The sequence below is a fragment of the Bradyrhizobium roseum genome (assembly GCF_030413175.1).
Lineage (GTDB): Bacteria > Pseudomonadota > Alphaproteobacteria > Rhizobiales > Xanthobacteraceae > Bradyrhizobium > Bradyrhizobium roseum.
Window position 1 is genome coordinate 993,361 of record NZ_CP129212.1, and the last position, 23,307, is coordinate 1,016,667.

General features: G+C 62.8%; 26 protein-coding genes. 20 read left to right on the forward strand and 6 right to left on the reverse strand.

From position 1 onward, the window contains the following. Positions 1 to 77: 77 nt before the first annotated feature. The 4 genes from QUH67_RS04530 to QUH67_RS04545 all read left to right on the forward strand — a co-directional run bounded on the left by QUH67_RS04530 (position 78) and on the right by QUH67_RS04545 (position 2,988). Positions 78 to 905 (forward strand): sterol desaturase family protein, encoded by an 828-nt coding sequence (locus QUH67_RS04530; RefSeq protein ID WP_300945461.1) that lies wholly within the window; start codon positions 78 to 80, stop codon positions 903 to 905. Between the two features lie 154 nt (positions 906 to 1,059). Beyond that, a complete protein-coding gene (locus QUH67_RS04535) occupies positions 1,060 to 1,557 on the forward strand; it encodes a pilus assembly protein N-terminal domain-containing protein (RefSeq protein ID WP_300945462.1) in 498 nt (165 codons plus the stop codon). A gap of 245 nt (positions 1,558 to 1,802) precedes the next feature. Further along, on the forward strand, positions 1,803 to 2,357 hold the full coding sequence (locus QUH67_RS04540; protein ID WP_300945463.1) for a TadE/TadG family type IV pilus assembly protein: 555 nt from the start codon (positions 1,803 to 1,805) through the stop codon (positions 2,355 to 2,357). 19 nt (positions 2,358 to 2,376) lie between these two features. Then, positions 2,377 to 2,988, forward strand: coding sequence for a TadE/TadG family type IV pilus assembly protein (locus QUH67_RS04545; protein ID WP_300945464.1), 612 nt, complete (start codon positions 2,377 to 2,379; stop codon positions 2,986 to 2,988). Positions 2,989 to 3,589: 601 nt separating this feature from the next. Here QUH67_RS04545 and QUH67_RS04550 read toward each other — a convergent pair. The 4 genes from QUH67_RS04550 to QUH67_RS04565 form a co-directional block, all read right to left on the reverse strand. Continuing rightward, entirely contained in the window at positions 3,590 to 5,176 is a 1,587-nt protein-coding gene (locus tag QUH67_RS04550; protein WP_300945465.1) for a TadE/TadG family type IV pilus assembly protein, read from the reverse strand. Positions 5,177 to 5,453: 277 nt separating this feature from the next. Next, positions 5,454 to 5,666 (reverse strand): cold-shock protein, encoded by a 213-nt coding sequence (locus tag QUH67_RS04555; RefSeq protein ID WP_002714433.1) that lies wholly within the window; start codon positions 5,664 to 5,666, stop codon positions 5,454 to 5,456. A 267-nt stretch (positions 5,667 to 5,933) separates the two neighbouring features. Next, the gene (gene infA, locus QUH67_RS04560; protein WP_300945466.1) at positions 5,934 to 6,218 is read right to left on the reverse strand and encodes a translation initiation factor IF-1; all 285 of its coding nucleotides are present in this window, start codon (positions 6,216 to 6,218) and stop codon (positions 5,934 to 5,936) included. Positions 6,219 to 6,241: 23 nt separating this feature from the next. Then, a complete protein-coding gene (locus tag QUH67_RS04565; RefSeq protein WP_300945467.1) occupies positions 6,242 to 7,714 on the reverse strand; it encodes a DEAD/DEAH box helicase in 1,473 nt (490 codons plus the stop codon). A gap of 195 nt (positions 7,715 to 7,909) precedes the next feature. Between QUH67_RS04565 and QUH67_RS04570 the strand changes: the two genes are divergently transcribed. The 16 genes from QUH67_RS04570 (at position 7,910) to QUH67_RS04645 (ending at position 22,001) form a co-directional block, all read left to right on the forward strand. Continuing rightward, positions 7,910 to 8,101, forward strand: a complete 192-nt coding sequence (locus QUH67_RS04570; RefSeq protein WP_300945468.1) for a hypothetical protein — start codon at positions 7,910 to 7,912, stop codon at positions 8,099 to 8,101. A 211-nt stretch (positions 8,102 to 8,312) separates the two neighbouring features. After that, positions 8,313 to 9,596, forward strand: a complete 1,284-nt coding sequence (urtA, locus tag QUH67_RS04575; protein ID WP_300945469.1) for an urea ABC transporter substrate-binding protein — start codon at positions 8,313 to 8,315, stop codon at positions 9,594 to 9,596. Between the two features lie 126 nt (positions 9,597 to 9,722). Further along, a complete protein-coding gene (urtB, locus tag QUH67_RS04580) occupies positions 9,723 to 11,336 on the forward strand; it encodes an urea ABC transporter permease subunit UrtB (RefSeq protein ID WP_300945470.1) in 1,614 nt (537 codons plus the stop codon). Further along, entirely contained in the window at positions 11,333 to 12,502 is a 1,170-nt protein-coding gene (gene urtC, locus QUH67_RS04585) for an urea ABC transporter permease subunit UrtC (protein WP_300945471.1), read from the forward strand. The genes urtB and urtC overlap by 4 nt, the downstream gene beginning before the upstream one ends. A 4-nt stretch (positions 12,503 to 12,506) precedes the next feature. After that, on the forward strand, positions 12,507 to 13,268 hold the full coding sequence (gene urtD / locus QUH67_RS04590; protein ID WP_300945473.1) for an urea ABC transporter ATP-binding protein UrtD: 762 nt from the start codon (positions 12,507 to 12,509) through the stop codon (positions 13,266 to 13,268). 3 nt (positions 13,269 to 13,271) lie between these two features. Further along, a complete protein-coding gene (gene urtE, locus QUH67_RS04595; RefSeq protein ID WP_300945474.1) occupies positions 13,272 to 13,967 on the forward strand; it encodes an urea ABC transporter ATP-binding subunit UrtE in 696 nt (231 codons plus the stop codon). Positions 13,968 to 13,997: 30 nt separating this feature from the next. Then, on the forward strand, positions 13,998 to 14,834 hold the full coding sequence (locus QUH67_RS04600) for an urease accessory protein UreD (protein ID WP_300945475.1): 837 nt from the start codon (positions 13,998 to 14,000) through the stop codon (positions 14,832 to 14,834). Between the two features lie 22 nt (positions 14,835 to 14,856). After that, complete coding sequence (locus QUH67_RS04605; RefSeq protein WP_291854211.1) at positions 14,857 to 15,159, forward strand: urease subunit gamma; 303 nt, start codon at positions 14,857 to 14,859, stop codon at positions 15,157 to 15,159. 9 nt (positions 15,160 to 15,168) lie between these two features. Next, positions 15,169 to 15,474, forward strand: coding sequence for an urease subunit beta (locus QUH67_RS04610; protein WP_212419424.1), 306 nt, complete (start codon positions 15,169 to 15,171; stop codon positions 15,472 to 15,474). Further along, positions 15,471 to 17,186 carry an urease subunit alpha gene (gene ureC, locus QUH67_RS04615; RefSeq protein ID WP_300945477.1) on the forward strand — a complete coding sequence of 572 codons (1,716 nt, stop codon included), beginning with the start codon at positions 15,471 to 15,473 and terminating at the stop codon, positions 17,184 to 17,186. Before QUH67_RS04610 ends, ureC begins: the two co-directional genes overlap by 4 nt. A gap of 102 nt (positions 17,187 to 17,288) precedes the next feature. After that, on the forward strand, positions 17,289 to 17,588 hold the full coding sequence (locus tag QUH67_RS04620; RefSeq protein ID WP_300945478.1) for a putative quinol monooxygenase: 300 nt from the start codon (positions 17,289 to 17,291) through the stop codon (positions 17,586 to 17,588). 28 nt (positions 17,589 to 17,616) lie between these two features. Further along, positions 17,617 to 17,916, forward strand: coding sequence for a putative quinol monooxygenase (locus tag QUH67_RS04625; RefSeq protein WP_300945479.1), 300 nt, complete (start codon positions 17,617 to 17,619; stop codon positions 17,914 to 17,916). A 5-nt stretch (positions 17,917 to 17,921) separates the two neighbouring features. After that, positions 17,922 to 18,497, forward strand: a complete 576-nt coding sequence (locus QUH67_RS04630) for an urease accessory protein UreE (protein ID WP_300945480.1) — start codon at positions 17,922 to 17,924, stop codon at positions 18,495 to 18,497. Next, positions 18,478 to 19,215 carry an urease accessory protein UreF gene (locus QUH67_RS04635; RefSeq protein ID WP_300947939.1) on the forward strand — a complete coding sequence of 246 codons (738 nt, stop codon included), beginning with the start codon at positions 18,478 to 18,480 and terminating at the stop codon, positions 19,213 to 19,215. Before QUH67_RS04630 ends, QUH67_RS04635 begins: the two co-directional genes overlap by 20 nt. Positions 19,216 to 19,368: 153 nt before the next feature. Further along, the gene (gene ureG / locus QUH67_RS04640) at positions 19,369 to 20,001 is read left to right on the forward strand and encodes an urease accessory protein UreG (protein ID WP_300945482.1); all 633 of its coding nucleotides are present in this window, start codon (positions 19,369 to 19,371) and stop codon (positions 19,999 to 20,001) included. 341 nt (positions 20,002 to 20,342) lie between these two features. Beyond that, positions 20,343 to 22,001: a CHASE domain-containing protein gene (locus tag QUH67_RS04645; RefSeq protein WP_300945483.1), complete on the forward strand. Its 1,659-nt coding sequence runs from the start codon at positions 20,343 to 20,345 to the stop codon at positions 21,999 to 22,001. A 254-nt stretch (positions 22,002 to 22,255) separates the two neighbouring features. On the opposite strand, the gene QUH67_RS04650 is transcribed toward QUH67_RS04645, so the two are convergent. Continuing rightward, complete coding sequence (locus QUH67_RS04650; RefSeq protein ID WP_300945484.1) at positions 22,256 to 22,804, reverse strand: sigma-70 family RNA polymerase sigma factor; 549 nt, start codon at positions 22,802 to 22,804, stop codon at positions 22,256 to 22,258. Beyond that, positions 22,804 to 23,001 (reverse strand): NepR family anti-sigma factor, encoded by a 198-nt coding sequence (locus tag QUH67_RS04655; protein ID WP_300945485.1) that lies wholly within the window; start codon positions 22,999 to 23,001, stop codon positions 22,804 to 22,806. The genes QUH67_RS04650 and QUH67_RS04655 overlap by 1 nt, the downstream gene beginning before the upstream one ends. Positions 23,002 to 23,307: the final 306 nt, after the last annotated feature.

The following is a 23,307-nucleotide window of genomic DNA, read 5'->3' on the forward strand; positions in this document are numbered from 1 at the left end:
AACCTCCCACCGAACCGCCCGGCCGCCGCGGCCCCGTTCCGATTGAGGGCGCGCCCGGATTCTGATACCCGGGCCGGATGAACCTGCCGACCGAAATCCTCGAGATGCTCGGCCAGACCCTGACGAAGGTGGTGCCGGTTACCATTGCGCTGGCGCTCGTGTTCTCGGTGCTGGCGCATTTCTGGGCCTGCAATCCGGGCAGGCCGTGGTGGCGCAAGCGCGAACTGGTCACCGACATCTGCTACTGGTTCCTGGTGCCGCTGTTCGCACGCGTGTTTCGCGTCGGCCTGCTGGTGCTCGGCGCCGCTCTGCTGTTTGGCATCCGCGATGCGGACGAACTGATCGCCTTCTACGACAACGGCCATGGTCCGCTGTCGCGCCTGCCATTGTGGCTGCAGGCGATCCTGTTCCTGGTCGCAGCCGACTTCATGATGTACTGGCTCCACCGCATGTTCCATGGCGGCGGATTCTGGAAATACCATGCCATCCATCATTCGTCGGAAGACGTGGACTGGATCTCGGCGGCGCGCTTTCATCCCGTCAATCTGCTGCTGGGCACCATCGGGGTCGATGTCGTGCTGCTGCTGGCCGGCATATCACCCGGCGTGATGCTCTGGCTCGGGCCGTTGAATATTTTCCATTCGGCGTTCGTTCACGCCAACCTCAATTGGACGCTCGGGCCTCTCCGTTACGTGCTGGCGACGCCGGTATTTCACCGCTGGCACCACACCTCCCGCGAGGAGGGAGGCGATACCAATTTCGCGGGCACATTTCCGCTCTGGGACATCCTGTTCGGGACCTTCCGGATGCCGAAAGGCGTGCTGCCGGGGCACTACGGCGTGGACGATCAGTCGTCGTTCCCCCGTGAAATCATCGGCCAGATCGCCTATCCGTTCCGCAAATAGTGCACGATTTTTTAACCATGTTGGCCGGGGATTTCTTGCCTCATTCCGGGGTCTCTTTTCCCTTTGTTCATCAATAGCCGTCAGATTCACCTTGTCGGGCGCCGGTGCCGCTGCGTATCGCCACTGCCGGCTTGTTGATGCCCCGGGGTAAAAGATGTCGTTCAAGTCCCAGCGTACCCGCGCGCGCGCGCGTTTTGGATTGCGTTCCCTCCTTGCAGGCCTCCTGCTGTGGCCGGCCGTTGCGCTCGCCGCACCCGATCCCGACCGCATCGCCGTCTATGTCGACCAGGCCAAGCTCGTGAAGCTTCCCGCCAAGGTCTCCACCATCGTGGTCGGAAATCCCCTGATCGCGGACGTAACGCTGCAGAGCGGGGGCATCATTGTCGTCACCGGAAAGGGCTACGGCGCCACCAACTTCATTGCCATGGACCGCAACGGCGAGGTGCTGGTGGACCGCCAGATCCAGGTCGAAGGCCCGACCGACCAGCTGGTGACGGTCTATCGCGGTGTCGAGCGCGAATCGTATAGCTGCATGCCGATCTGCCAGCGCCGGATTACGCTTGGCGACGGTGAAACCTTCTTCAAATCGGCGATCGACCAGGCCGGCAACCTCAGCGGTCAGGCCGCCGGCGCCGGAGGCCGATCGAACTGATCGTTCACGGCTCCGATCGAAATCAGAGCCGAGGTTTCCATCGTCCACGTGTTCCTGCCCGAAGCCATCACGACCGGCATACCCGTTGGCGTCGACTCGCCGTGGCCCGCGAAGGCCCGCTGCGGCGATGGTTAACGCTTCGTTAGCGGCCGGGGCCGCTCTGCATCGATGCGTCGAAACCATTCCACAATCACTTTCAGGTAACTCTCGCTGGCAGATATCGCTGCCGTCCCGGGGATCTTTCGATGTCGTCACCTGCTGTTGCAACAGCCCCTGTCAAAAGCATTCTGGGCCGCTTCCGCCGCAACCGGCGGGGCTCGGTCGCCGTCGAGTTCGCGCTGGTCGCGCCGTTGTTCTTCTGCATGCTGTTTGCGATTCTCGAAACGGCGATCGTGTTTTTTGCCGGCCAGGTCCTGGAGAACGCAACGCTGGAAAGCGCTCGGCTGATCCTGACCCGTCAGGCCCAGAACGCGGCCATGACCGAAGCGGACTTCAAGCAAAATCTCTGCGATCGCATCAAGATAATGTTCAATTGCCAGGGCAATCTCGGCAACCTGACCGTCGATATGAAGTCCTTTGCGCCGGGCGCAACGATCACGATTACCGATCCGATCGTCGCCGGCAGCCTTACTGGACCCTTCGTCTATTCGTTGCCGCCGTCGGGCTCTCCCAACACCATCGTGGTTCGTGCCTTCTACCAGTGGCCGTTGTTCGTCACCGGGCTCGGCTACAACATCGGAAATCTCAACGGCAGCAAGCGGCTGCTCTCCGCGACCGCCGCCTTTCATGTCGAGCCGTGATGCGATGATGGTATCCCAAATGCAGAATATGTCGCTTCGCCTGCGCGGTCTTTGGGCCGATCGCAGTGGTCTCGCCGCCGTCGAATTCGCCATGATTTTTCCGATCATGGTGGCGATGTACTTCGGCGTGGTCGAATATTCGTCGGCGATATCGGTGGACCGCAAGGCCACCCAGGTGGCGCGAACGCTTGCCGACCTGACGTCGCAGAGCCAGACCATTGCCGACGCCGATCTCATGAGTTTTGGTCAGGCGGCAAAAGCCATCATGACGCCTTATCCGGGGCAGCCGCTGGTATCCTATGTCACCCAGGTTTACATCGACAGCTCGACGGGGGCCGCCCGCGTTCAGTGGAGCAAGGAACTGGTGATCGACGGGGCGGGCAATGTCACGATCTCAGGGACAGCGCCTCATACGCAGGGCACAACCGTGACGTTGCCGTCCACGCTTTCCGTGGCCAAGGGGACGTTCGTGGTCTGGAGCGAGATCAGCTACAAGTATACGCCCGCAGTCGGTTATCTGGTGTCGAAGACCGGCATGACGTTCAGGGATGTCGCCTATACACGCCCGCGCCTGGTTCTGTGCGTGACCTATCCGACGGCCGGCTTCTCGAACTGCGCGACACCTTTGTAACGGCAGGCGGTTCCGGACCAACTACGTAACCGTTCTCCTGTTTACCGCGCCCTTCCCTTCAAGGACGAGGGGCGCGCGGCATTGCCGGGATCCGCTTCGGCTGGCACGCGCCGGCCCATCCGTAGCGGCCTTTGATCGCGGCTCCGAACGCAGCATCGCGTCGGCGCAGGTCGCGGTTGGCACGCCCCTGCTTCGACTGACATGGGCATACGCCCTCTGTCCGCCCCGTGCTCCGTCGCGGGCTCTGAGGCCGGACAAGGTCAGTCAGGCCGGCCGCAGCAACGGTCCGGCGGCCGGACGCAGGCAGCCTGAGGGCTGCGAACCCCGGGGTCGTTCTACTTTGCATGGGGTTGTTTTCGATATTTCGTGTCAGGGCGTCAGCGGCGCCCGGAACAAGCCGCGATCGCCGGCTTGGCCGGCTGCTCCGGCGGATGACCGGTCCCGGATACGGGTCGCTTGCGGGGATGCTGCGCGCTTGGCGTCCAGCGCCGCGCCGGCATCGGCCGGCGAAGTTGCGCTGTGGAAGAGGGCGGCGCAGTTCTCGGGAGCCAGGCCCGCGCGGGCCGTCGGCGGAGCCGACGACCGCCCTCTCGTTGCCGGGTCAGTTCGTAATATGCGCCGTCTGTAGCGCGTGGTTGAACATAGCATTCAGCGCCGCGGTGATTTCAGTAGGCGAACTCGCGGTGTAGAAGAAGCCCGGCGACGCGCATTTCTGCAGGCTGGCCGGAATATACGCAATGTTGTCGTTGGCAGCGGTGCCTTCGTTGTTGGCAAAGCTCGTATTCACGGGATCGATCTTTTGGTAGGGGATGTAGAGCACGGAAACGACGACGCCGCGGCTCTTGAGCGTTTCGCATTGGGAAACGGTCGCCAGGGCGCCCCGATTATCGATCGTGGTCGCATGATTGCTGCCCGACCAGGAACCGTTTGGAACGCCTTTAACCTGGTTGTTTTGTGCGCCGTCGGTGACGAGGAAGACGTAGGGTTGCGGAGTGCTCTGCGTACTGCCGTCGCCGACGGCGCCGCTGCCGCTGCCGATGAGGCCGTTGACCGTGGTGAGCGCGGTGGTGATATGCGTGCCGCCCGAGCCGAGGCTTGAATTCATGTTCGTGTCGAGCTGCGTGGCAAGGTTTGCGGCTGCGTAGTTGATGGTGCCCGGCGTGGTGGGAGATCCGTTGATGGCGCTGGTCAGCGGAAAATACGCGTAGAGGTATCGAACGAAGGGATAGATCCCGATGCGGAACTGGTCGGGGACCTTCTTGGAGGCGTTCGCGGTTTTGAACAGCTCGGTTACGGCGTAGCCGACGGCGTCGGCGCGCAACTGGACGCAGGCGTCGGTGCCGGCTGTGTCGCAGGAAGAAACCGTCGTCAGGTTCGAGTACAACGAATCCGGCAATCCGTCTCGGATCGTATTTGACTTGAACCTTTTTCCCGCAGGGTAGGTCGAATTCACAGTCGTGTTCTCGAGCAGGTTTTTGAAGCCGGACTGACTGACACGCGAGATCGCATAGCCCAGACAGGCGTTGTTCGTGGGGTATCCCTGAGTGCCGGTATTGGTACAGGCGCTGTTCTTGGGCTCGAAATGGCAGGCGAAGACGCAGCCGGTGGGATATTGGCGATAGTTGTCAGGGTTGACCTGGGAAAGCCGCGTCTGCTCGGCGGGCGTCGACGCCAGGCCCATTGAGCCCGAGGTGTCCAGCGTCAGGTAGAAATCGAGGTACGGCGGCAACGTGGCGGCTGCGCTCGAAAGCCCCGACACCGTCAGCTTGTTGAAATTGATCACGCGCAGGAAGGTTGTCGGAACATCGACCGAGAACGTGACGCTGGCGGCGAGCTTGATGCCGGTCTTCGTTACCGAGATGTTGATGTTCGGGTTGGTGTAGCCGGTGATGCCGTTCATGTTGGCGTTGAAGACGTTGGTCGCGTCGGTGACGCCGGCGGTGACGGAGCCGTTGCCGGTCATGACCGAGGCCGCGAGGAAGCCCGGCGATTTCTGCGAGAGCGCGGCAATGCCCGCGGCGTCTGCCGCGGATTGCAGTTTTGCTTTCATTCGCGTCGCCATCGAATAGTCCACCGCGCAACCGATCGCCGATACAAGGGGGATCGCTGCGAACGTGAAGATGATGGCCACGTTACCGCGTCGGTCGCGGCGGAAACGGGAAAGAAACTGCTGAAGACGAATTGGCACGAGCGCGCCCCCTGGCTATCCAAAAGCGCGCGATCGTAGCCGCAGCCTTCCTAAGTGCGGCTTAATTCGATTGCCGAAAAACCGGCCGATCCGGGGATGTGACGGATTGCAGGTGCCGCCGGTTACGATTTGTTTACGGCTTGGGTCGGTGCGACCCTGCGCCTGTTCGCCAGCGCGTATCGTTCCCAACAAACGAAAGGCCGCGCTATCGGCGCGGCCTTTCGGCTCAGTCAGTGGCGATTGCCCGGGACGCCGTCGCGAGCGGCCCGGGGAATCGTTATCCGGCGGCGCGCAGATTGTCGGCCGAAGATTTGCCAGAACGGCGATCTGCCACGATCTCGTAGGAGATCTTCTGGCCTTCACGCAGCGTTCCGAGGCCGGCACGCTCGACAGCGCTGATGTGCACGAACACGTCATTGCCGCCGTCATCCGGCTGGATGAAGCCATAGCCCTTGGTTGCGTTAAACCACTTCACGGTTCCCATGCTCACTGGGGTAGTCCCTTCTCAGATATACAAGTCGTAACCCACCCTTCGATGGGCTGGTGAGATCGAATTTTTGGAAGGGTCGTCAGCGTCTAAACCGGCTGTACCGGTGGATAGCTAATGTCGTCCGGCCGAAAATCGATGGACAATATTATTCGATTGCAACGTTCAAAACAATCCTGACGTGCACGATTTTTTGATTCGGCCGGGCAGCCGCCCGCCTCCGCGCGCGACAGGGCTGCCGGGCGCGTTTCCGATAAGGTTAGCGGTACGTTACCGTCGGCGGAACTGACCGCCGCGCGGCGGTCCCCCACGCGGGGCACCGGGGTTCGGGCGCTCGTCCTTGTGACGGAAGATCAGGCGGCCCTTCTCCAGATCGTAGGGCGACATTTCGATCGTGACCCGATCGCCTGCCAGCGTCTTGATCCGGTTCTTCTTCATCTTGCCGGCCGTGTAGGCGACGATTTCGTGTCCGGCATCGAGCTGCACGCGGTAGCGCGCATCAGGGAGGATTTCGGTCACCAGTCCTTCGAACTGGATCAGCTCTTCTTTAGCCATGGTGGTCTCCAGGTCGATCGAGGCTAGCGCTGCGGTCGGTGGGTACGGTTGGGTTGAGTATTCGGACGGCTCTCGCGATGCAAGAAGGCGACGCCCTGAATGCCCTCACTTTTCCCGCCTTGGCTCTTGCCGGCCTGTTGCGCCGGACGCGGCTGGTCGTGCCGGTTCGGCTGCGGCGCGGCACTATTACCACCACCTCGGCGGGGACGGCGAGGGCCTTTTGAGCCCGGCGCCGCTTCATGTCCCCGGGATTCGTGACCCCGGGAGTCCTGTGTGCGGGCGGCGTGGGCGCGCGGGGCGGAGCGTCCGCCACGATTCTTTTGCGCGGGGCGCTGCGAAGCAGCCGGCGCGGCGTCGCGGCTGCCCGGCGTGCGGCGGTCTTCCCGCGGCAGGGTGATGCGGATCAACCGCTCAATGTCGCGCAGATAGCCCATCTCTTCAGCGCCCGCGACCAGCGAGATCGCCACGCCTTCGGCGCCGGCGCGCGCGGTGCGGCCGATGCGGTGGACATAGGATTCCGGAATGTTCGGCAGATCGAAATTCACCACATGGCTGATGCCGTCGACGTCGATGCCGCGGGCGGCAATGTCGGTGGCGACCAGGGTGCGGATCTCGCCGGTGCGGAACGCGGCGAGCACGCGCTCGCGGTGGTTCTGCGACTTGTTGCCGTGAATGGCGTTGGCGGGGATGCCTGCCTTCTCCAGCGTCTTCACCACCTTGTCGGCGCCGTGCTTTGTGCGGGTAAAGATCAGCGCGCGGTCGACCGGTTCCTGCTTCAGAAGCTGCGCCAGCACGCCCGATTTGGCCGAGAAGTCCACCTGGATAATGCGCTGCGTGATGCGATCGACGGTCGAGGCCACCGGCGTCACCGCCACGCGGGCGGGGTCGCGCAGCATGGCTTCGGCGAGTTCGGCGATGTCCTTCGGCATGGTGGCTGAGAAGAACAGGGTCTGGCGCTTGATCGGCAGCTTGGCGACGATTTTGCGGATGTCGTTGATGAAGCCCATGTCGAGCATGCGGTCGGCTTCGTCGAGCACCAGGAATTCGACCTGGTTGAGCTTCAGGCCGTTGCTCTGGACGAGATCGAGCAGGCGGCCGGGGGTCGCGACCAGGACCTCGACACCCTGCATCAGCGAGCGGACCTGGCGGCCCATCGGTACGCCGCCGATCGCCAGGGTCGAACTTAGGCGGATATGGCGGCCATAGGCGTTGAAGCTGTCGAGGATCTGGCCTGACAATTCGCGGGTCGGCGACAGCACCAGCACGCGGCAGGTCTTGGGCTGCGGCCGGATCCGGTTTTCCAGAATACGATGCAGGATTGGCAGCGCGAACGACGCGGTTTTGCCGGTGCCGGTCTGGGCGATGCCGACGATGTCGCGGCCGGTGATGGCGAGCGGGATGGTCTGGGCCTGGATCGGCGTGGGGGTATGGTAGTTTTCTTCCTTGAGAGCACGGGAAATGGGTTCGGCCAGGCCGAAATCCTGAAAGGAGGTCAAAAGAGGGTTCTTTCCATCAAAAAAGGCAGGCGCCCAACCGGGTTCGGCCAGGAGCGCGCGAGGGGGGTGTCAGAGACACCCGCGTGTTTGGGGCGTCGGTTTTGCTAGCTGAAAGGGGCAAGCCAGAAACCGCAAAACGGGATCAGAACACGCGGCTCGCAAGGACCTGATGATTCTCTAGGTCACCCCTGTCATATGGCTGACCTGCGCGGCGCTTTCAAGGCGAATCCCACGCATTTCATCCGCAGAGTGAAGGAATTGCTCTGCGAGACAGCGCGTGACCGCCTGCTGGCAACCCCAAACGATCAAAAACCGTGCAAGAAATTTAGCCAAATTGCGGCATCTGCACAAAAATTAGATAGTTTGCTGCCAAAGCATACATTTTGAGGGTCTAAAAATTAAGCGGTTTGGCTAGAGGCAATTTCCGCACGCCACAAATTCCAAAACAATTAGATGGGTTTATCCCGTTTTTTCCCAATGGCATGGTTCTTGCGATTCCCTTAACGCAGGCGGCCGTTGGGGCCGTTCGCAGCGTCTAACGCCTGCGTCAGGGAGATGACACCTCATGCTTACTCAATTGACTCACGATATAGCGACGATGAGCCGCCGTCGCTGGCTGGCCGCCACGGCCGGCCTGGTTCTGGGCCTTGCTTCATTTTCAAACGCCCAGGCGCAAGAGACCATCAAGGTCGGCGTCCTGCATTCGCTCTCCGGCACCATGGCTATCAGCGAAACAACGCTGAAGGACACCATCCTCTTTCTGATCGACGAGCAGAACAAGAAGGGCGGCGTGCTCGGCAAGAAGCTCGAGGCCGTCGTTGTCGACCCCGCCTCGAACTGGCCGCTGTTCGCCGAAAAGGCCCGCGAGCTGATCACCAAGGACAAGGTTTCGGTCGTGTTCGGCTGCTGGACCTCGGTGTCGCGCAAGTCCGTGCTCCCGGTGTTCAAGGAGCTGAATTCGATCCTGTTCTACCCCGTGCAGTACGAGGGTGAAGAGTCCGAGCGCAACGTGTTCTACACTGGCGCCGCCCCGAACCAGCAGGCGATCCCCGCGGTCGACTATCTGATGAAGGACGAGAAGGTGAAGCGCTGGGTGCTGGCCGGCACCGACTACGTCTATCCGCGCACCACCAACAAGATTCTGGAAGCCTACTTGAAGTCGAAGGGCGTCAAGCAGGAAGACATCATGATCAACTACACGCCGTTCGGTCATAGCGACTGGCAGACGATCGTGGCCGACATCAAGAAGTTCGGCTCGGCCGGCAAGAAGACCGCCGTCGTCTCCACCATCAACGGCGACGCCAACGTTCCCTTCTACAAGGAGCTCGGCAACCAGGGCATCAAGGCGACCGACATTCCGGTGGTCGCGTTCTCGGTCGGTGAGGAAGAACTCGCCGGCATCGACACCAAGCCGCTGCTCGGCCATCTCGCCGCCTGGAACTACTTCCAGTCGATCAAGTCTCCCGAGAACGAGAAGTTCATCAAGGCCTGGCAGGCCTACACCAAGAATCCGAAGCGCGTGACCAACGATCCGATGGAAGCGCACGTCATCGGCTTCGACATGTGGGTCAAGGCGGTCGAGAAGGTGAAGTCGGTCGATCCGGACAAGGTGATCGACGCGCTGCCCGGCATCGAAGCCAAGAACCTGACCGGCGGCACCTCCAAGATGCTGCCCAACCATCACATCACCAAGCCGGTATTCATTGGCGAAATCAAAGCCAACGGCCAGTTCGACGTGGTGTGGAAGACCCCCGGTCTTGTTGCCGGCGATGCATGGTCGAAGGAGCTCGACGGCTCCAAGGACCTGATCGGCGACTGGGTCGGCAAGAAGTGCGGCAACTACAACACCAAGACCAACAAGTGCGGCGGCCAGGGCTCCTGATGCCGATCTGATCCAATCGGATCTATCCCTGACGCTATAAAAAACCTCCAAGAGAACGACCAAACAAGAACGGAGAAGGCGGCGCTGCCGCCGCCTTCTCCCCACAACTCCTGCCGGGGTCGTATTGTGCCTGCCAATTTCCTCCACCGTATTCGTGCGGCGCTACTTGCCATCCTCCTGACCGCAGTCTTCGCCGTGCCGGCGCTGGCCGGTCCGTTCGAAGATGCCGTCGCCAAATTCGCCAATGACGATTTTTCCGATACCGACGAGGCGATCGGCGCGGTCGCCACCTCGGGCAATCCGCTGGCGTTTCCAATCATCAGCGCGTTGCAGGAAGGCCGGCTGTCGGCCGATCCGGAATCCAAGAAAGTGTTCGTCACCGGGAGCGACGGCAAGTTCATCGATGCCGCCACCGGCGCCGCCGTCGACAAGCTGCCCGACAATGCCGCCGCCGTCCGCCTCAACAACCGCCTGCGTCGCACGGTGGAAGCCGCGCTGGGCGGCCTGACGCTGCTGTCGCCCGATCCCGCCAAGCGCATCGCGGCCGCGCAGTCGGTGTTCAAGAGCCACGACGAGAATGCGCTGCCTGTCATCGACGGGGCGCTGGCCAAGGAAACCAACAAGGCGGCCAAGGCCGCCTTCACCGAAGCCCGCGCCGCCATTCTGCTCTACAAGGCCGACGCGACCGAGCAGGAAAAACTCGAGGCTGTCGCCGTCGTCAAGGCGAAGGGCGACCAGGAAGCGATGGCGTTGCTGACCGGATTGGGCAGCGATGTGCCGCCCAACGTGGCGCGCGCGGCCACCAGCGCGATCGCCTCGATCCAGAGCAATCTCGCCATGTGGTCGATGGTGCAGAATGCCTGGTACGGCCTGTCGCTGGGCTCGGTGTTGCTGCTGGCCGCGATCGGGCTCGCCATCACCTTCGGCGTCATGGGCGTCATCAACATGGCGCATGGCGAAATGGTGATGATCGGCGCCTACGTCACCTTCGTGGTGCAGGAGGTCATCCGCACCCGCTATCCCGGCCTGTTCGATTACTCGCTGCTGATCGCGGTGCCGCTGGCTTTTCTGGTGGCCGGCGCGATTGGCATTCTGATCGAGCGCGGCATCATCCGCTTTCTCTACGGCCGCCCGCTGGAAACGCTGCTGGCGACCTGGGGCCTCTCGCTGGTGCTGCAGCAGGCGGTGCGCACGATGTTCGGCCCGACCAACCGCGAGGTAGGCAATCCCTCCTGGATGAGCGGCGCGTTCGAACTCGGCCAGATCACCATCACCTACAACCGGCTCTGGATCCTCTGCTTCACGCTTGCCGTGTTCGTCATCCTGCTCGCCATGCTGCGCTACACCGCGCTCGGGCTCGAGATGCGCGCGGTCACGCAAAACCGCCGCATGGCGGCCTCGATGGGGATCGCCACCTCGCGCGTCGACGCGCTGACCTTCGGCCTCGGCTCGGGCATTGCCGGGATCGCCGGCGTGGCGCTGTCGCAGATCGACAATGTCAGCCCCAACCTCGGGCAGAGCTACATCATCGACAGCTTCATGGTCGTCGTGTTCGGCGGCGTCGGCAATCTCTGGGGCACGCTGGTCGGCGCCTTCACGCTCGGCATCGCCAACAAGTTTTTGGAGCCGGTGGCCGGCGCCGTGCTCGGCAAGATCGCCATTCTGGTGCTGATCATCCTGTTCATCCAGAAGCGGCCGCGCGGCCTGTTCGCGCTCAAGGGCCGGGCGGTGGAAGCATGACGCCGCACGTCCTGACGCGATCGCTCGACCGTAGCGCTTCCATCTTCATCTTGGTGGTTGCCGGCCTCGGCGTGCTGATCCCGCTGTCCAACCTGCTATTGCCGGCAGGCTCGATGTTCCAGGTGCCGACCTATCTGGTCGCGCTGTTCGGCAAATACGCCTGCTACGCTATATTGGCGCTCTCGATCGACCTGATCTGGGGCTATTGCGGCATTCTCTCCCTCGGCCATGGCGCGTTCTTCGCGCTCGGCGGCTACGCCATGGGCATGTACCTGATGCGCCAGATCGGCAGCCGTGGCGTGTATGGCAATCCGATCCTGCCGGACTTCATGGTGTTCCTGAACTATCCGAGCCTGCCCTGGTACTGGTACGGCTTCGACATGTTCTGGTTTGCGGCGCTGATGGTGCTGCTGGTGCCGGGCCTGCTGGCGTTCTGCTTCGGATGGCTGGCGTTCCGCTCGCGCGTCACCGGCGTCTACCTCTCGATCATCACCCAGGCGATGACGTATGCGCTGCTGCTGGCCTTCTTCCGCAACGATTTCGGTTTCGGCGGCAATAACGGCCTGACCGACTTCAAGGACATTCTGGGCTTCAACGTGCAGGCCGACGGCACCCGCGCCGTGCTGTTTCTGCTGAGCTGCCTCGCGTTGATCGTGACTTTCCTGATCTGCCGGGCGGTGGTGACCTCGAAACTCGGCAAGGTGCTGATCGCTGTTCGCGACGCCGAATCGCGCACGCGTTTTCTCGGCTACCGCGTCGAGTCCTACAAGCTGTTCGTGTTCACGCTGTCGGCCTGCATGGCTGGCGTCGCCGGCGCGCTCTATGTGCCGCAGGTCGGCATCATCAATCCCGGCGAATTCGCACCCGGCAATTCGATCGAGGCGGTGATCTGGGTTGCGGTCGGCGGCCGCGGCACACTGGTCGGCGCAGCGCTCGGTGCCGTCGTCGTCAATTACGCCAAGACTGTTTTCACTTCGGGTCCGCTGGCGCCGTACTGGTTGTTCATGCTGGGCGCGCTGTTCATCCTGGTGACGCTGCTGCTGCCAAAGGGGATCATCGGCACCTTCAACGCATGGTGGGAGGGACGGAAGGCAAAACAACTATCGGCCATTGCCGAAAGCGCCGAGCGCGAAGATGGCGTCGGCGAACCGAGACCGGCGGAGTGAGCGCATGAGTGTCATGGAGGGAAGGACCACTTCCGCGCTGCTCTACCTCGACGGCGTGCACGTCTCGTTCGACGGCTTTCACGCCATCAACAACCTGTCGCTGACGCTCGAGCCCGGCGAGATGCGCGCCATCATCGGCCCGAACGGCGCCGGCAAGACCACGATGATGGACATCATCACCGGCAAGACCAAGCCCGACGAAGGCACGGTGCTGTTCGACGGCATGACCGACCTGACGCGGCTGGATGAGACCCGCATCGCCGAACTCGGCATCGGCCGGAAATTCCAGAAGCCGACCGTGTTCGAGAGCCAGACCATCGAGGACAATCTGCTGCTGGCGCTCAATGTCGATCACAGCGTCAAGGGCACGCTGTTCTGGCGCGGCAGCCGCGACGAAGCCGAACGGATCGAGCGCGTGCTGGAAACCATCCGCCTGACCGATGCCCGCAACCGGTTGGCCGGCAGCCTGTCGCACGGCCAGAAGCAGTGGCTCGAAATCGGCATGCTGCTGGCGCAGGACCCGAAGCTGCTGCTGGTCGACGAGCCCGTCGCCGGAATGACCGACGTCGAGACGCATCAGACCGCAGAGCTCTTGAAGGAAATCAACAAGGAAAAGACGGTCATGGTCGTCGAGCATGACATGACCTTTGTGCGCGAACTCGGCGTCAAGGTGACCTGTCTGCATGAAGGCACGGTGCTGGCGGAGGGGACCATCGATCAGGTCTCGTCGAACGAGCGGGTGATCGAAGTGTATTTGGGGCGCTGAACCATGCTGAAGGTCGACAATATCAGCCTGTACTACGGTGCGGCGCAGGCCTTGCGCGGCGTCTCGCTGTCGGCGGAGCCGGGCAAGGTGACCTGCGTGCTCGGCCGCAACGGCGTCGGCAAGACCTCGCTCTTGCGCGCGATGGTCGGGCAATATCCGATAGCGGGCGGTTCGATCGCGCTTGAGGGCCACGACATCACCGGTCTCAAACCCTACGAGCGGGCGCGGGCCGGCATCGGTTTCGTGCCGCAGGGCCGCGAGATCTTTCCGCTCCTGACGGTCGAGGAAAATTTGAAAACCGGCTTCGGGCCGCTCAGGCGTGAGGACCGTTACATTCCCGACGACGTATTCTCGCTGTTTCCGGTGCTGAACTCGATGCTGGGACGCCGCGGCGGCGACCTCTCCGGCGGCCAGCAGCAGCAATTGGCGATCGGCCGCGCGCTGGTGATGCGGCCAAAACTGTTGCTGCTGGACGAGCCGACCGAAGGCATCCAGCCCTCGATCATCAAGGACATCGGCCGCGCCATCACCTATCTGCGCAGCCTCGGCAACATGGCGATCGTGCTGGTCGAACAATATCTCGACTTTGCCTGCGAGCTCGGCGACAATTTCGCGGTCATGGATCGCGGCGCGGTGAAATATGCCTGCGACCGCGCTCACCTCGATCCCGCCGAAATCAGCCGCCAGATGGCGTTGTAAGGTCGTATCGGGCGTACATTTGGGGGATGGATGCGGACCGATAGCGCACGCGCGAGTTCAGCGACATTCGCAGCCAACCGCGCCCAGGGCGCGGTGCGGTTCGGCGTGCATTTGCAGGATGGCGTCACCCGCCGTGGCGATCTGCATGAATCCGGCTCATTGCGCGTGCGCTTTCCCTCGCCCGAAGCGGAGGGACTGTCGGGCGTGTTCGTCAACACGGCCGGCGGCATCGCCGGCGGCGACCGTTTCGATATCGACATCGCGGCAGGCGAGGGGGCGCGGCTGACGCTGACGACCGCGGCGGCGGAAAAAGTCTATCGCGCGCCCGGACCTGCCGCGCAACTCGACATCGCGCTCAGGGCAGCAGCCGGCGCGCATCTGGCATGGCTGCCGCAGGAGACCATTCTGTTCGACCGCGCGCGAATATCGCGGCGGATCGATATCGACCTGGCCGAAGAGGCTTCGCTTCTGCTCTGCGAAATCGTGGTGTTCGGCCGCGCGGCGATGGGCGAAACGATGTTGCACGGCGAGTTCGTCGATCGCTGGCGCCTGCGCCGCGGGGGCCGTCTCGTATTCGCGGAAACCGTCCGGCTCGATGGCGACATCGGCGAAAAGCTGGCGCGGCCGGCCGTTGCCAACGGTGGCGTCGCCATCGGCACCGCGCTGATCGTCCCCGGCGACGAGGCGCTGGTGGAGCGGATCCGCGAGGCATCGGAATCGTTCGGCGGCGAGGTGGGCATCTCCGCGTGGAATGGATTTGCAATGGCGCGCTTCTGTGCCCAAGATGCAGCGCGGCTCCGCGCCGATATGATGGCCGTGCTCGGCCGCGCCAGCAGCGTGGCATTACCCCGGCTGTGGCTCAACTAGGTCAAACCACCAGAGTGCTCGCATGAATCTGTCTCCCCGCGAAAAGGACAAGCTCTTGATCTCGATGGCGGCCATGGTGGCGCGCCGCAGGCTGGAGCGCGGCGTCAAGCTCAACCATCCCGAGGCGATCGCCATCATTTCCGATTTCATCGTCGAGGGCGCGCGCGACGGCCGCACGGTGGCCGAACTGATGCAGTCCGGCGCGCAGGTCATCACCCGCGCCCAGTGCATGGACGGCATTGCGGAGATGATCCACGACATCCAGGTCGAGGCGACATTTCCGGACGGCACAAAACTCGTCACCGTACATGAGCCGATCCGATAGGAGCACCAGATGATCCCCGGCGAACTCTTCATCAAGGACGGCGAGATCGAACTCAATGCCGGCCGCAAGACTGTGACGCTCACCGTCGCCAACACCGGCGACCGCCCGATCCAGGTCGGCTCGCACTATCATTTCTTCGAGACCAACCCGGCGCTGAAGTTCGATCGGAAGAAAGCGCGCGGCATGCGGCTCGACATCGCGGCGGGCACCGCGGTGCGTTTCGAGCCGGGGCAGACCCGCGACGTGCAGTTGGTGGCGCTCGCCGGCAAGCGCGTCATCTACGGCTTTCGCGGCGAGGTGCAGGGGAAACTATGAGCGTAAAAATCAAACGTTCCGTCTATGCCGACATGTTCGGTCCGACCACCGGCGACAAGGTGCGGCTGGCCGATACCGATCTCATCATCGAGGTGGAGAAGGATTTCACCATCTATGGCGAGGAGGTGAAGTTCGGCGGCGGCAAGGTGATCCGCGATGGCATGGGGCAGTCGCAGGTCACCAACCGGCAGGGCGCGGCCGATACCGTCATCACCAATGCGCTGATCGTCGATCACTGGGGCATCGTCAAGGCCGACGTCGCGATCAAGGAGGGAATGATCGCCGCCATCGGCAAGGCGGGCAATCCGGATATCCAGCCCGGCGTGACCATCATCATCGGCCCCGGCACCGACGTGATCGCGGGCGAAGGAAAAATCCTCACCGCCGGCGGCTTCGACAGCCACATCCATTTCATCTGCCCGCAGCAGATCGAGCACGCACTGATGAGTGGCGTCACCTCGATGCTGGGCGGCGGCACCGGGCCGTCGCACGGCACGTTTGCGACCACCTGCACGCCCGGGCCCTGGCACATGGGGCGGATGATCCAGTCGTTCGACGCGTTCCCGGTCAATCTCGGCATATCCGGCAAGGGCAACGCCGCGCGCCCGGCCGCGCTGGTCGAGATGATCAAGGCCGGCGCCTGCGCGCTGAAACTGCACGAGGACTGGGGTACCACACCGGCCGCGATCGATAACTGTCTCAGCGTCGCCGACGATTACGACATCCAGGTCATGCTGCATTCGGATACGCTGAACGAGTCAGGCTTCGTCGAGGACACGGTGAAGGCGTTCAAGGGCCGCACCATCCACGCGTTTCACACCGAAGGCGCCGGCGGCGGCCATGCGCCTGATATCATCAAGATCGCCGGTCTGAAGAACGTGCTGCCGTCTTCGACCAACCCGACGCGGCCGTTCACGCGCAACACCATCGATGAGCATCTGGACATGCTGATGGTGTGCCACCATCTCGATCCGTCAATTGCGGAAGATCTCGCCTTCGCCGAAAGCCGGATTCGCAAGGAAACCATCGCGGCCGAAGACATTCTGCACGATCTCGGCGCGCTCTCGATGATGTCGTCGGACTCGCAGGCGATGGGCCGGCTCGGCGAAGTCATCATCCGCACCTGGCAGACCGCCGACAAGATGAAGAAGCAGCGCGGCGCGCTGCCGGAAGACAAGGGCAACGACAACGACAATTTCCGGGTCAAACGCTACATCGCCAAATACACCATCAACCCGTCGATCGCGCATGGCGTCTCGAAACTGATCGGCTCGGTGGAGAAGGGCAAGCTGGCCGACCTCGTGCTGTGGTCGCCGGCGTTCTTCGGCGTCAAGCCGGACTGCATCATCAAGGGTGGCTCGATCGTGGCGGCGCCGATGGGCGATCCCAACGCCTCCATTCCGACGCCGCAGCCCGTACACTACCAGCCGATGTTCGCGGCCTACGGCAAATCGCTGACCGCGTCGTCGGTGGTGTTCACCTCGAAGGCGGCGATTACCGGTGGTCTTGCGCGCAAGCTCGGCATCGAGAAGAAGCTCTATCCCGTGAAAAACACCCGTGGCGGTATCTCCAAGAAGAGCATGATCCATAACGGGGCGACGCCGAAGATCGAGGTTGATTCGGAGACCTATGAGGTGCGTGCAGACGGCGAGCTTCTGACATGCGCCCCGGCCGAGGTGCTGCCCATGGCGCAGAGGTATTTCATGTTCTAAAGCGCGATCGGCAAAGGTGGATTCCGGTTTTGCGTCCGATTGTGCTTCTGTACTAAGGTCCCGCCCGGAACCAGCCAAAACAAGTATCCGGGAGGATTTTGAGTGATTTACGTCGTTGCCACGCTGACCATCAAGCCTGAAACGCGCGCCGATTTCATCGCCGCCGCAACCGCCTGCATCGCCGAGACCCGGAAAGAGCCGGGCAATATCGCCTATGACTTGCATGAAAGCGTTACCGATCCCGCCAAGATGGTATTCGTCGAACAGTGGGAAAATGCCGAGGCACTGGGGCCCCACCGCGGCGCCGAGCACATGAAGACCTTCGGCCGCGTCGCCGTGAAATGCATGTCGGCGCCGCCGAAGATCGAAATCATCACGCCCGAAAAGGTCGACGTCCGCTAATCAAGAAAAGCCAAAGGGAGAACGATTCATGATCTACGTGATCGCCACCACGCCGATGAAGCCGGAAAACAAGGACGACTTCATCAAGGGCCACAAGGCCTGCATCGCCGAAACGCTGAAGGAAAAAGGCTGCCTCTCCTATGAAGGCCATGTCAGCGTCAACGACCCCAATCTGTATGTAGTGGTGGAGCGCTGGGAGACCCGCGACGACCTCAATGCGCATGGCAAGGCGCCGCACATGAAGGTGTGGCGGGAATATTCCTCGCAAATGAAGACCGCGCCGACGGTGATCGAGATCATCAGCGACGGCAAGGTGGAGAAGTTTTGATCCCCATGATCCGCGCGACAACAGTCTTGGGCCAGCATCGCTGGACGCAATCCGCGGCCGATACCGTCGTGCTCGATTTCGACGACCGGCACCGGCGGCGGATGGCGATGACGGGAACGCGCGGACTGGAGTTTTTGCTCGACCTGGAGAACGCCGTCGCGCTGCGCGGCGGCGATGCGCTCGTGCTGGAGGATGGCCGGCTGATCGAGGTGGTGGCCGCCGCCGAGCCGCTGCTTGAAATCCGCGGCGCGGATCCATTGCATCTGGTCCGCGTCGCCTGGCATCTCGGCAACCGCCATCTGCCGACGCAGATCATGCCAAAAGGCCTGCGGATCCGCAGGGATCACGTCATCGAGGCGATGGTCAAGGGACTGGGCGCACGTATCATCGAGATCGAGGCGCCGTTCGATCCCGAGGGCGGCGCGTATGCGCAGCCGGCCCATGATCACGCCGCGCATGACCATGGTCACCATCATCATGATGATCATCACCACGGCGACGACCACCACCATCATCACGACGAACATTGCGACCACGATCACCACCACCACGATCATTCCCATGCTCATGACCACAAGTGAGCCCGCGCCGCCCGATGTGGGCGGCGGCATGAATGCGGATGAGGCGGCGGCGCTCTATCGCCTGATGACCTGGCTGTCGCCGTCGTTTCCGGTCGGGGCATTCTCCTATTCCAGCGGCATCGAATGGGCGGTGGAGGCGGGCGACATTTCGGATGCCGCGTCGCTGCGCGGCTGGCTGGCCGCGATGCTCGGCGAGGGCTCGGGCTTTTGCGACGCGGTGTTTCTGGCGCAGGCGCACCGCGTCGGATCGATCGGGGACGACGTGGCGCTGCGCGAGATTGCCGAACTCGCCGCCGCTTTCGTGCCCTCGCGCGAACGCCAGCTCGAGACCACGACGCAGGGCCGCGCCTTCATCGAGATCGCGCGCTCGGCCTGGACCTGTGACGGGCTCGATGAACTGGTCGCCGCCTGCGATGGCCCGATCGTCTATCCCATAGCGGTCGGTCTCGTCAGCGCAGCCCACGGGCTGCCGGTTGCGCCGGCGCTGCATGCCTTCCTGCATGCGGTGGTGTCGAACTGGATTTCCGCCGGCGCGCGGCTGGTGCCGCTCGGGCAGACCGACAGCCAACGCATTCTCGCTGCGTTGGAGACCGATGTCGCCACCACGGCGAAGCGCGCGCTCGCAGCGTCGCTCGACGACCTCGGCAGCGTCACCTTCCGCGCCGATCTCGCCAGCCTCCGGCACGAGACGCAATATACGAGGTTGTTCCGGTCATGATGGGGCGCACTCTCGCGTCGTCCCTGCGAACGCAGGGACCCGTACCGCGTGATCCATCGATCAGGCAGGACGGGCGACGCCGTTTGCAACAACCATGGACGGTGGTTATGGATCCCTGCGTTCGCAGGGACGACATGAGAGAGGGCTGCACACATGTCTAACTCCCACGGTCCACTTCGCATCGGCGTCGGCGGCCCCGTCGGCTCCGGCAAGACCGCGCTGATGGACCTGCTCTGCAAGTCGATGCGCGAGCGCTACGACATCGCCGCAATCACCAACGACATCTACACCAAATGGGATGCGGAGTTTCTGGTGCGCTCTGGCTCCTTGACGCCGGACCGCATCGCCGGCGTCGAGACCGGCGGCTGCCCGCACACGGCAATCCGCGAGGACGCCTCGATGAATCTCGCCGCGGTCGCCGACATGCGGGCGAAATTCCCTGATCTCGACCTGGTGCTGATCGAATCCGGCGGCGACAATCTCGCCGCGACGTTTTCCCCCGAACTTGCCGATCTCACCATCTACGTGATCGACGTCGCAGCCGGCGACAAGATCCCGTCCAAGGGCGGACCGGGTATCACGCGTTCTGACCTTCTGGTGATCAACAAGATCGATCTAGCCCCGCATGTCGGGGCGTCGCTTGAGAAGATGGAAACCGACGCCAGGAGAATGCGCGGCGCGCGGCCGTTCGTGATGACCAACCTGAAGAAGAGCGAGGGGCTCGATCGCATCATCGGCTTCATCGAGGCCAAGGGTGGCCTGCGCCCGGCGGCGAAGGCCGGGTAGGGACCGCGCGACGATTCGGACAGGGCACGCGAGGCCCGTCGGCCTGCGGCGCGCGACAGTATGTTAACATTAACGACCGGACCGCCGCACAGCGCACAAAAACTCCTTCAGCGCCGGGAACCAAATCGGCGGCATCGGATTATCAATCTCTGGCCCCGCCAATTCAGCGTTAACGGCGGCCTGTCGTTTACCTCGCTGCCAACCTCTCAGTTGCGTGCTGATGAACGCTCCGTCATATTCGCCGCGGTTGGCCTTCGCGCTATTGCCCTGTGTCTCTGCCCCGGCAGGCTCAAAGATGCTTTCGATACGTCTTCGCCAACACGTCATTTCCGAGTAAGCGAGTGGTTCGGCTGGGCTTCATCATCGGCTTCATCGCGCTGATCGGAGTTCTGCTCTCCGGTTTTGCGGCCTATCGCGTCCACGAACAGGAAATGGCGATCGACGGAATCGCGCTGTCGCGCGCCATCGACGTTCATGCCAGCCTGGTGCAGGACCGCCTGACCGAGCGCGAATTGCTCGCGCGCGTTGCGTCCGGATTGTTTCGCGCGCCGTCGGTAGTGAAAGCCAACATGCTGCAGCCGCTGCGCTCAGCGATTTATGCCTTCAAGACCGATTTCGTGACGGCGTTCTGGATCGCGCGGCTCCAGCCGGTCGATCTGGCGGCGGCGCAGGCGGAGCTGAAGAGCGCAGGCTTCACCAACCCGGTGATCCGTGATTTCGACGACAAGCCGCTCGACATCAAGGCGATCGATCAGCCGCTCGACGTTCTGATGGACCTCGAACCGCGCAGTGCGGATAGGCTGAGCTATCCGGGCCGCGCCTACGACCGTCATTCGGTGATCGGGCCGATGCTGGTGCAGGCGGCGGCCAGCGGCAAGCCGGTGGCATCGAACCCGATTCCGTTGTTGCGGAAGGATGGGCCGATCGGCCTCGTGCTCGCGTCGCCCGTTCTGAAGGAAGGTACCTCCGAGCCCGCCGGATTCATCACGTTTTCCTACGAACTGTCGCCGCTGATGCTGACCAACGACGACCGCGCGCTGTTTTCGGTGGTGCTGAAGGACCCCGATGACGCCAGCGACGAATACGTCGCCAGCGACCAGGGCGCGATTTCGTTGCGAGCGGTCAAGGTCGGCGATCCGCCGCCGTCGGTGGTGCGGACGGTTACGTTCGGCGGTCGCGACTGGTCGCTCGGTTACTATGCCAAGAAAAATGCAGTGCAGCGCGCCCAGCAGACGGCGATCATCGTGGCGGCCATTGGCTTTGCGCTCACCGGCATCGTCTGCGGCCTGTTCGGCTACGTCGCCTACAACAATCTGCGGCTCAGCCGCGAGATTCAGGTCCGGATCGGCTTCGAGCGGCGGCTGACCGCCGTCATCGACGAACTCAACCACCGGGTCAAGAACATCCTCGCCGTGATCCAGTCGATCGTGACGCGCACCTTGCGCCACGGCTCCGACCTGGACGTGGCGCGCGACCTTTTGATCGGCCGCATCCATGCCATGTCGAACGTGGTGACGCTGCTTTCGGAAAGCCAGTGGCAAGGCGTCAAGCTCCGCGGCCTGTTCGAGTCGCGCGCGATCCCGCATGCCGATCGCATTGCGGTCAACGGTCCCGACATCGCCGTCAGCGCGCGCGCCGCTCAATCGCTCTCGCTGTTGTTCTTCGAGCTCGCCTCGCATTCCGATGAGGGGCTGTCGCTGGTCGGCAAGCACCCGCACATCACGGCCAATTGGGAAGTCACGGGCGAAGAGCCCGACCAGACCTTCCATTTCCGCTGGGAGGAGTTCAACACCAGCGCGGCCACCCGGCGCGAAGACAGCGATTTCGGCCTGATCCTGCTCGACCGCGTCGCGCCCGAAGCGCTCGGCGGCACCGCCAAGCGCTATTTCACCGAGGTGAGCTACATCTACGAACTCACCGCGCCAATGGTCACCGTCGTCGACATGACCGAGCGCGACCGCACCGAGCAGATTACCGCGCCTGTGCGCCCGGCGCGTTAGGGAACTCCGTCACGCCGTTCTGCATTGCTCCGCATCGATATCAATGACCGACGGAGCTCAATCATGGGACGTTATCTGCTGCTGTGGATGCTCGGTATTCCCCTGCCGATTCTCGTGCTGATCTACATGTTCGGCGGGCTGAACTGACGCGGCCTGCTTCTGGATTGGGTAGCAGAGGCACCTCATCCACAAAACGACCAACAAAAAAGGCGGCCCGTCGAGGCCGCCTTTTCCGTGTCATTTCGACCACGTCGTCATCCGCCGTTGCCGCCGATCACCGCACGCACGGTCTCGTCGGGCCCGAAATCCTCGGCGCCGTCGACATACAGCAGCGCGGACAATTTCGAGCGCGCGCGGTTGACGCGGCTCTTGATGGTGCCGACCGCGCAGCCGCAGATAGCGGCGGCGTCCTCATAGGAGAAGCCGGAAGCACCGACCAGGATCAACGCTTCGCGCTGGTCCTGCGGCAGTTTCTCGAGGGCGTGGCGAAACTCCTCGAACTCCAGATGCGCGTTCTGCGCCGGCTGGGTCTTGAGGGTTTTCGCATAATTGCCCTCGGCATCCTCCACCTCGCGTCGCCGCTTCCGGTAGTCGGACCGGAACAGGTTGCGCAAAATGGTGAACAGCCATGCCGGCAGGTTCGATCCCGGCTGGAACGAGTCGATATTGGCGATGGCACGCAGCAGCGTTTCCTGCACGAGGTCGTCCGCCCGGTCGCCATTGCCCGAGAGCGAAATCGCAAACGCGCGCAGGCTGGGTACCGACGCCAGAATATCATCGCGAAGAGAGTCTGTGAGAGGCATTAATCTCTCCCGCTGGTTTTTGCCGGATCGTCGATCTGGGCCGCCGCCGCGTCTGGCCCATCGAGCTTCCGGATCAGTTCCGCAAAGCGGTCCGGCACGCCCTGCCGGACCACGTCATCGTACATGGCGCGAAGCTGATGCCCGATCCTGGATTGAATCTCGGCGTTGAGCCCGCCCTGCTTCTTTACTTCCTTCATGGTCTCATCCACGCTTCCCCGAGAGTTAATTCTCTGTGATTTCAAGAGGTTACCTCGAAATTGGGCCTAGGCCACCGCGTTATACGTCGAAGGCTAATGCGAATAGCTGCGGAAGGTTCCGAAATCCGGGAACTTTTTTTGGAACTTTTTGATCCCCCGGGAGTAGTCGGGAGGTGACAGGGGAACCACGGTCCCCCCGCCAGATCTAAAATTGACCTGCGGCGCGGTGCTTTATGGTTACGTCCGCGCGGCTGAGACCCTAAGTAGCACGTACGGGCGAGAATGCAGCCCAAGACAAAGGATGGA

What these genes read in the sequence shown, in the direction of transcription:
- QUH67_RS04530 (WP_300945461.1), top strand. Translation starts at nt 78, where the DNA reads ATGAACCTGCCGACCGAAATCCTCGAGATGCTCGGCCAGACCCTGACG.
- QUH67_RS04535 (WP_300945462.1), top strand. Translation starts at nt 1,060, where the DNA reads ATGTCGTTCAAGTCCCAGCGTACCCGCGCGCGCGCGCGTTTTGGATTG.
- QUH67_RS04540 (WP_300945463.1), top strand. Translation starts at nt 1,803, where the DNA reads ATGTCGTCACCTGCTGTTGCAACAGCCCCTGTCAAAAGCATTCTGGGC.
- QUH67_RS04545 (WP_300945464.1), top strand. Translation starts at nt 2,377, where the DNA reads ATGCAGAATATGTCGCTTCGCCTGCGCGGTCTTTGGGCCGATCGCAGT.
- infA (WP_300945466.1), bottom strand. Translation starts at nt 6,218, where the DNA reads ATGGCTAAAGAAGAGCTGATCCAGTTCGAAGGACTGGTGACCGAAATC.
- QUH67_RS04570 (WP_300945468.1), top strand. Translation starts at nt 7,910, where the DNA reads ATGGCTGACCTGCGCGGCGCTTTCAAGGCGAATCCCACGCATTTCATC.
- urtA (WP_300945469.1), top strand. Translation starts at nt 8,313, where the DNA reads ATGAGCCGCCGTCGCTGGCTGGCCGCCACGGCCGGCCTGGTTCTGGGC.
- urtC (WP_300945471.1), top strand. Translation starts at nt 11,333, where the DNA reads ATGACGCCGCACGTCCTGACGCGATCGCTCGACCGTAGCGCTTCCATC.
- urtD (WP_300945473.1), top strand. Translation starts at nt 12,507, where the DNA reads ATGAGTGTCATGGAGGGAAGGACCACTTCCGCGCTGCTCTACCTCGAC.
- urtE (WP_300945474.1), top strand. Translation starts at nt 13,272, where the DNA reads ATGCTGAAGGTCGACAATATCAGCCTGTACTACGGTGCGGCGCAGGCC.
- QUH67_RS04600 (WP_300945475.1), top strand. Translation starts at nt 13,998, where the DNA reads ATGCGGACCGATAGCGCACGCGCGAGTTCAGCGACATTCGCAGCCAAC.
- QUH67_RS04605 (WP_291854211.1), top strand. Translation starts at nt 14,857, where the DNA reads ATGAATCTGTCTCCCCGCGAAAAGGACAAGCTCTTGATCTCGATGGCG.
- QUH67_RS04610 (WP_212419424.1), top strand. Translation starts at nt 15,169, where the DNA reads ATGATCCCCGGCGAACTCTTCATCAAGGACGGCGAGATCGAACTCAAT.
- ureC (WP_300945477.1), top strand. Translation starts at nt 15,471, where the DNA reads ATGAGCGTAAAAATCAAACGTTCCGTCTATGCCGACATGTTCGGTCCG.
- QUH67_RS04625 (WP_300945479.1), top strand. Translation starts at nt 17,617, where the DNA reads ATGATCTACGTGATCGCCACCACGCCGATGAAGCCGGAAAACAAGGAC.
- QUH67_RS04630 (WP_300945480.1), top strand. Translation starts at nt 17,922, where the DNA reads ATGATCCGCGCGACAACAGTCTTGGGCCAGCATCGCTGGACGCAATCC.
- QUH67_RS04635 (WP_300947939.1), top strand. Translation starts at nt 18,478, where the DNA reads ATGCTCATGACCACAAGTGAGCCCGCGCCGCCCGATGTGGGCGGCGGC.
- ureG (WP_300945482.1), top strand. Translation starts at nt 19,369, where the DNA reads ATGTCTAACTCCCACGGTCCACTTCGCATCGGCGTCGGCGGCCCCGTC.
- QUH67_RS04650 (WP_300945484.1), bottom strand. Translation starts at nt 22,804, where the DNA reads ATGCCTCTCACAGACTCTCTTCGCGATGATATTCTGGCGTCGGTACCC.
- QUH67_RS04655 (WP_300945485.1), bottom strand. Translation starts at nt 23,001, where the DNA reads ATGAAGGAAGTAAAGAAGCAGGGCGGGCTCAACGCCGAGATTCAATCC.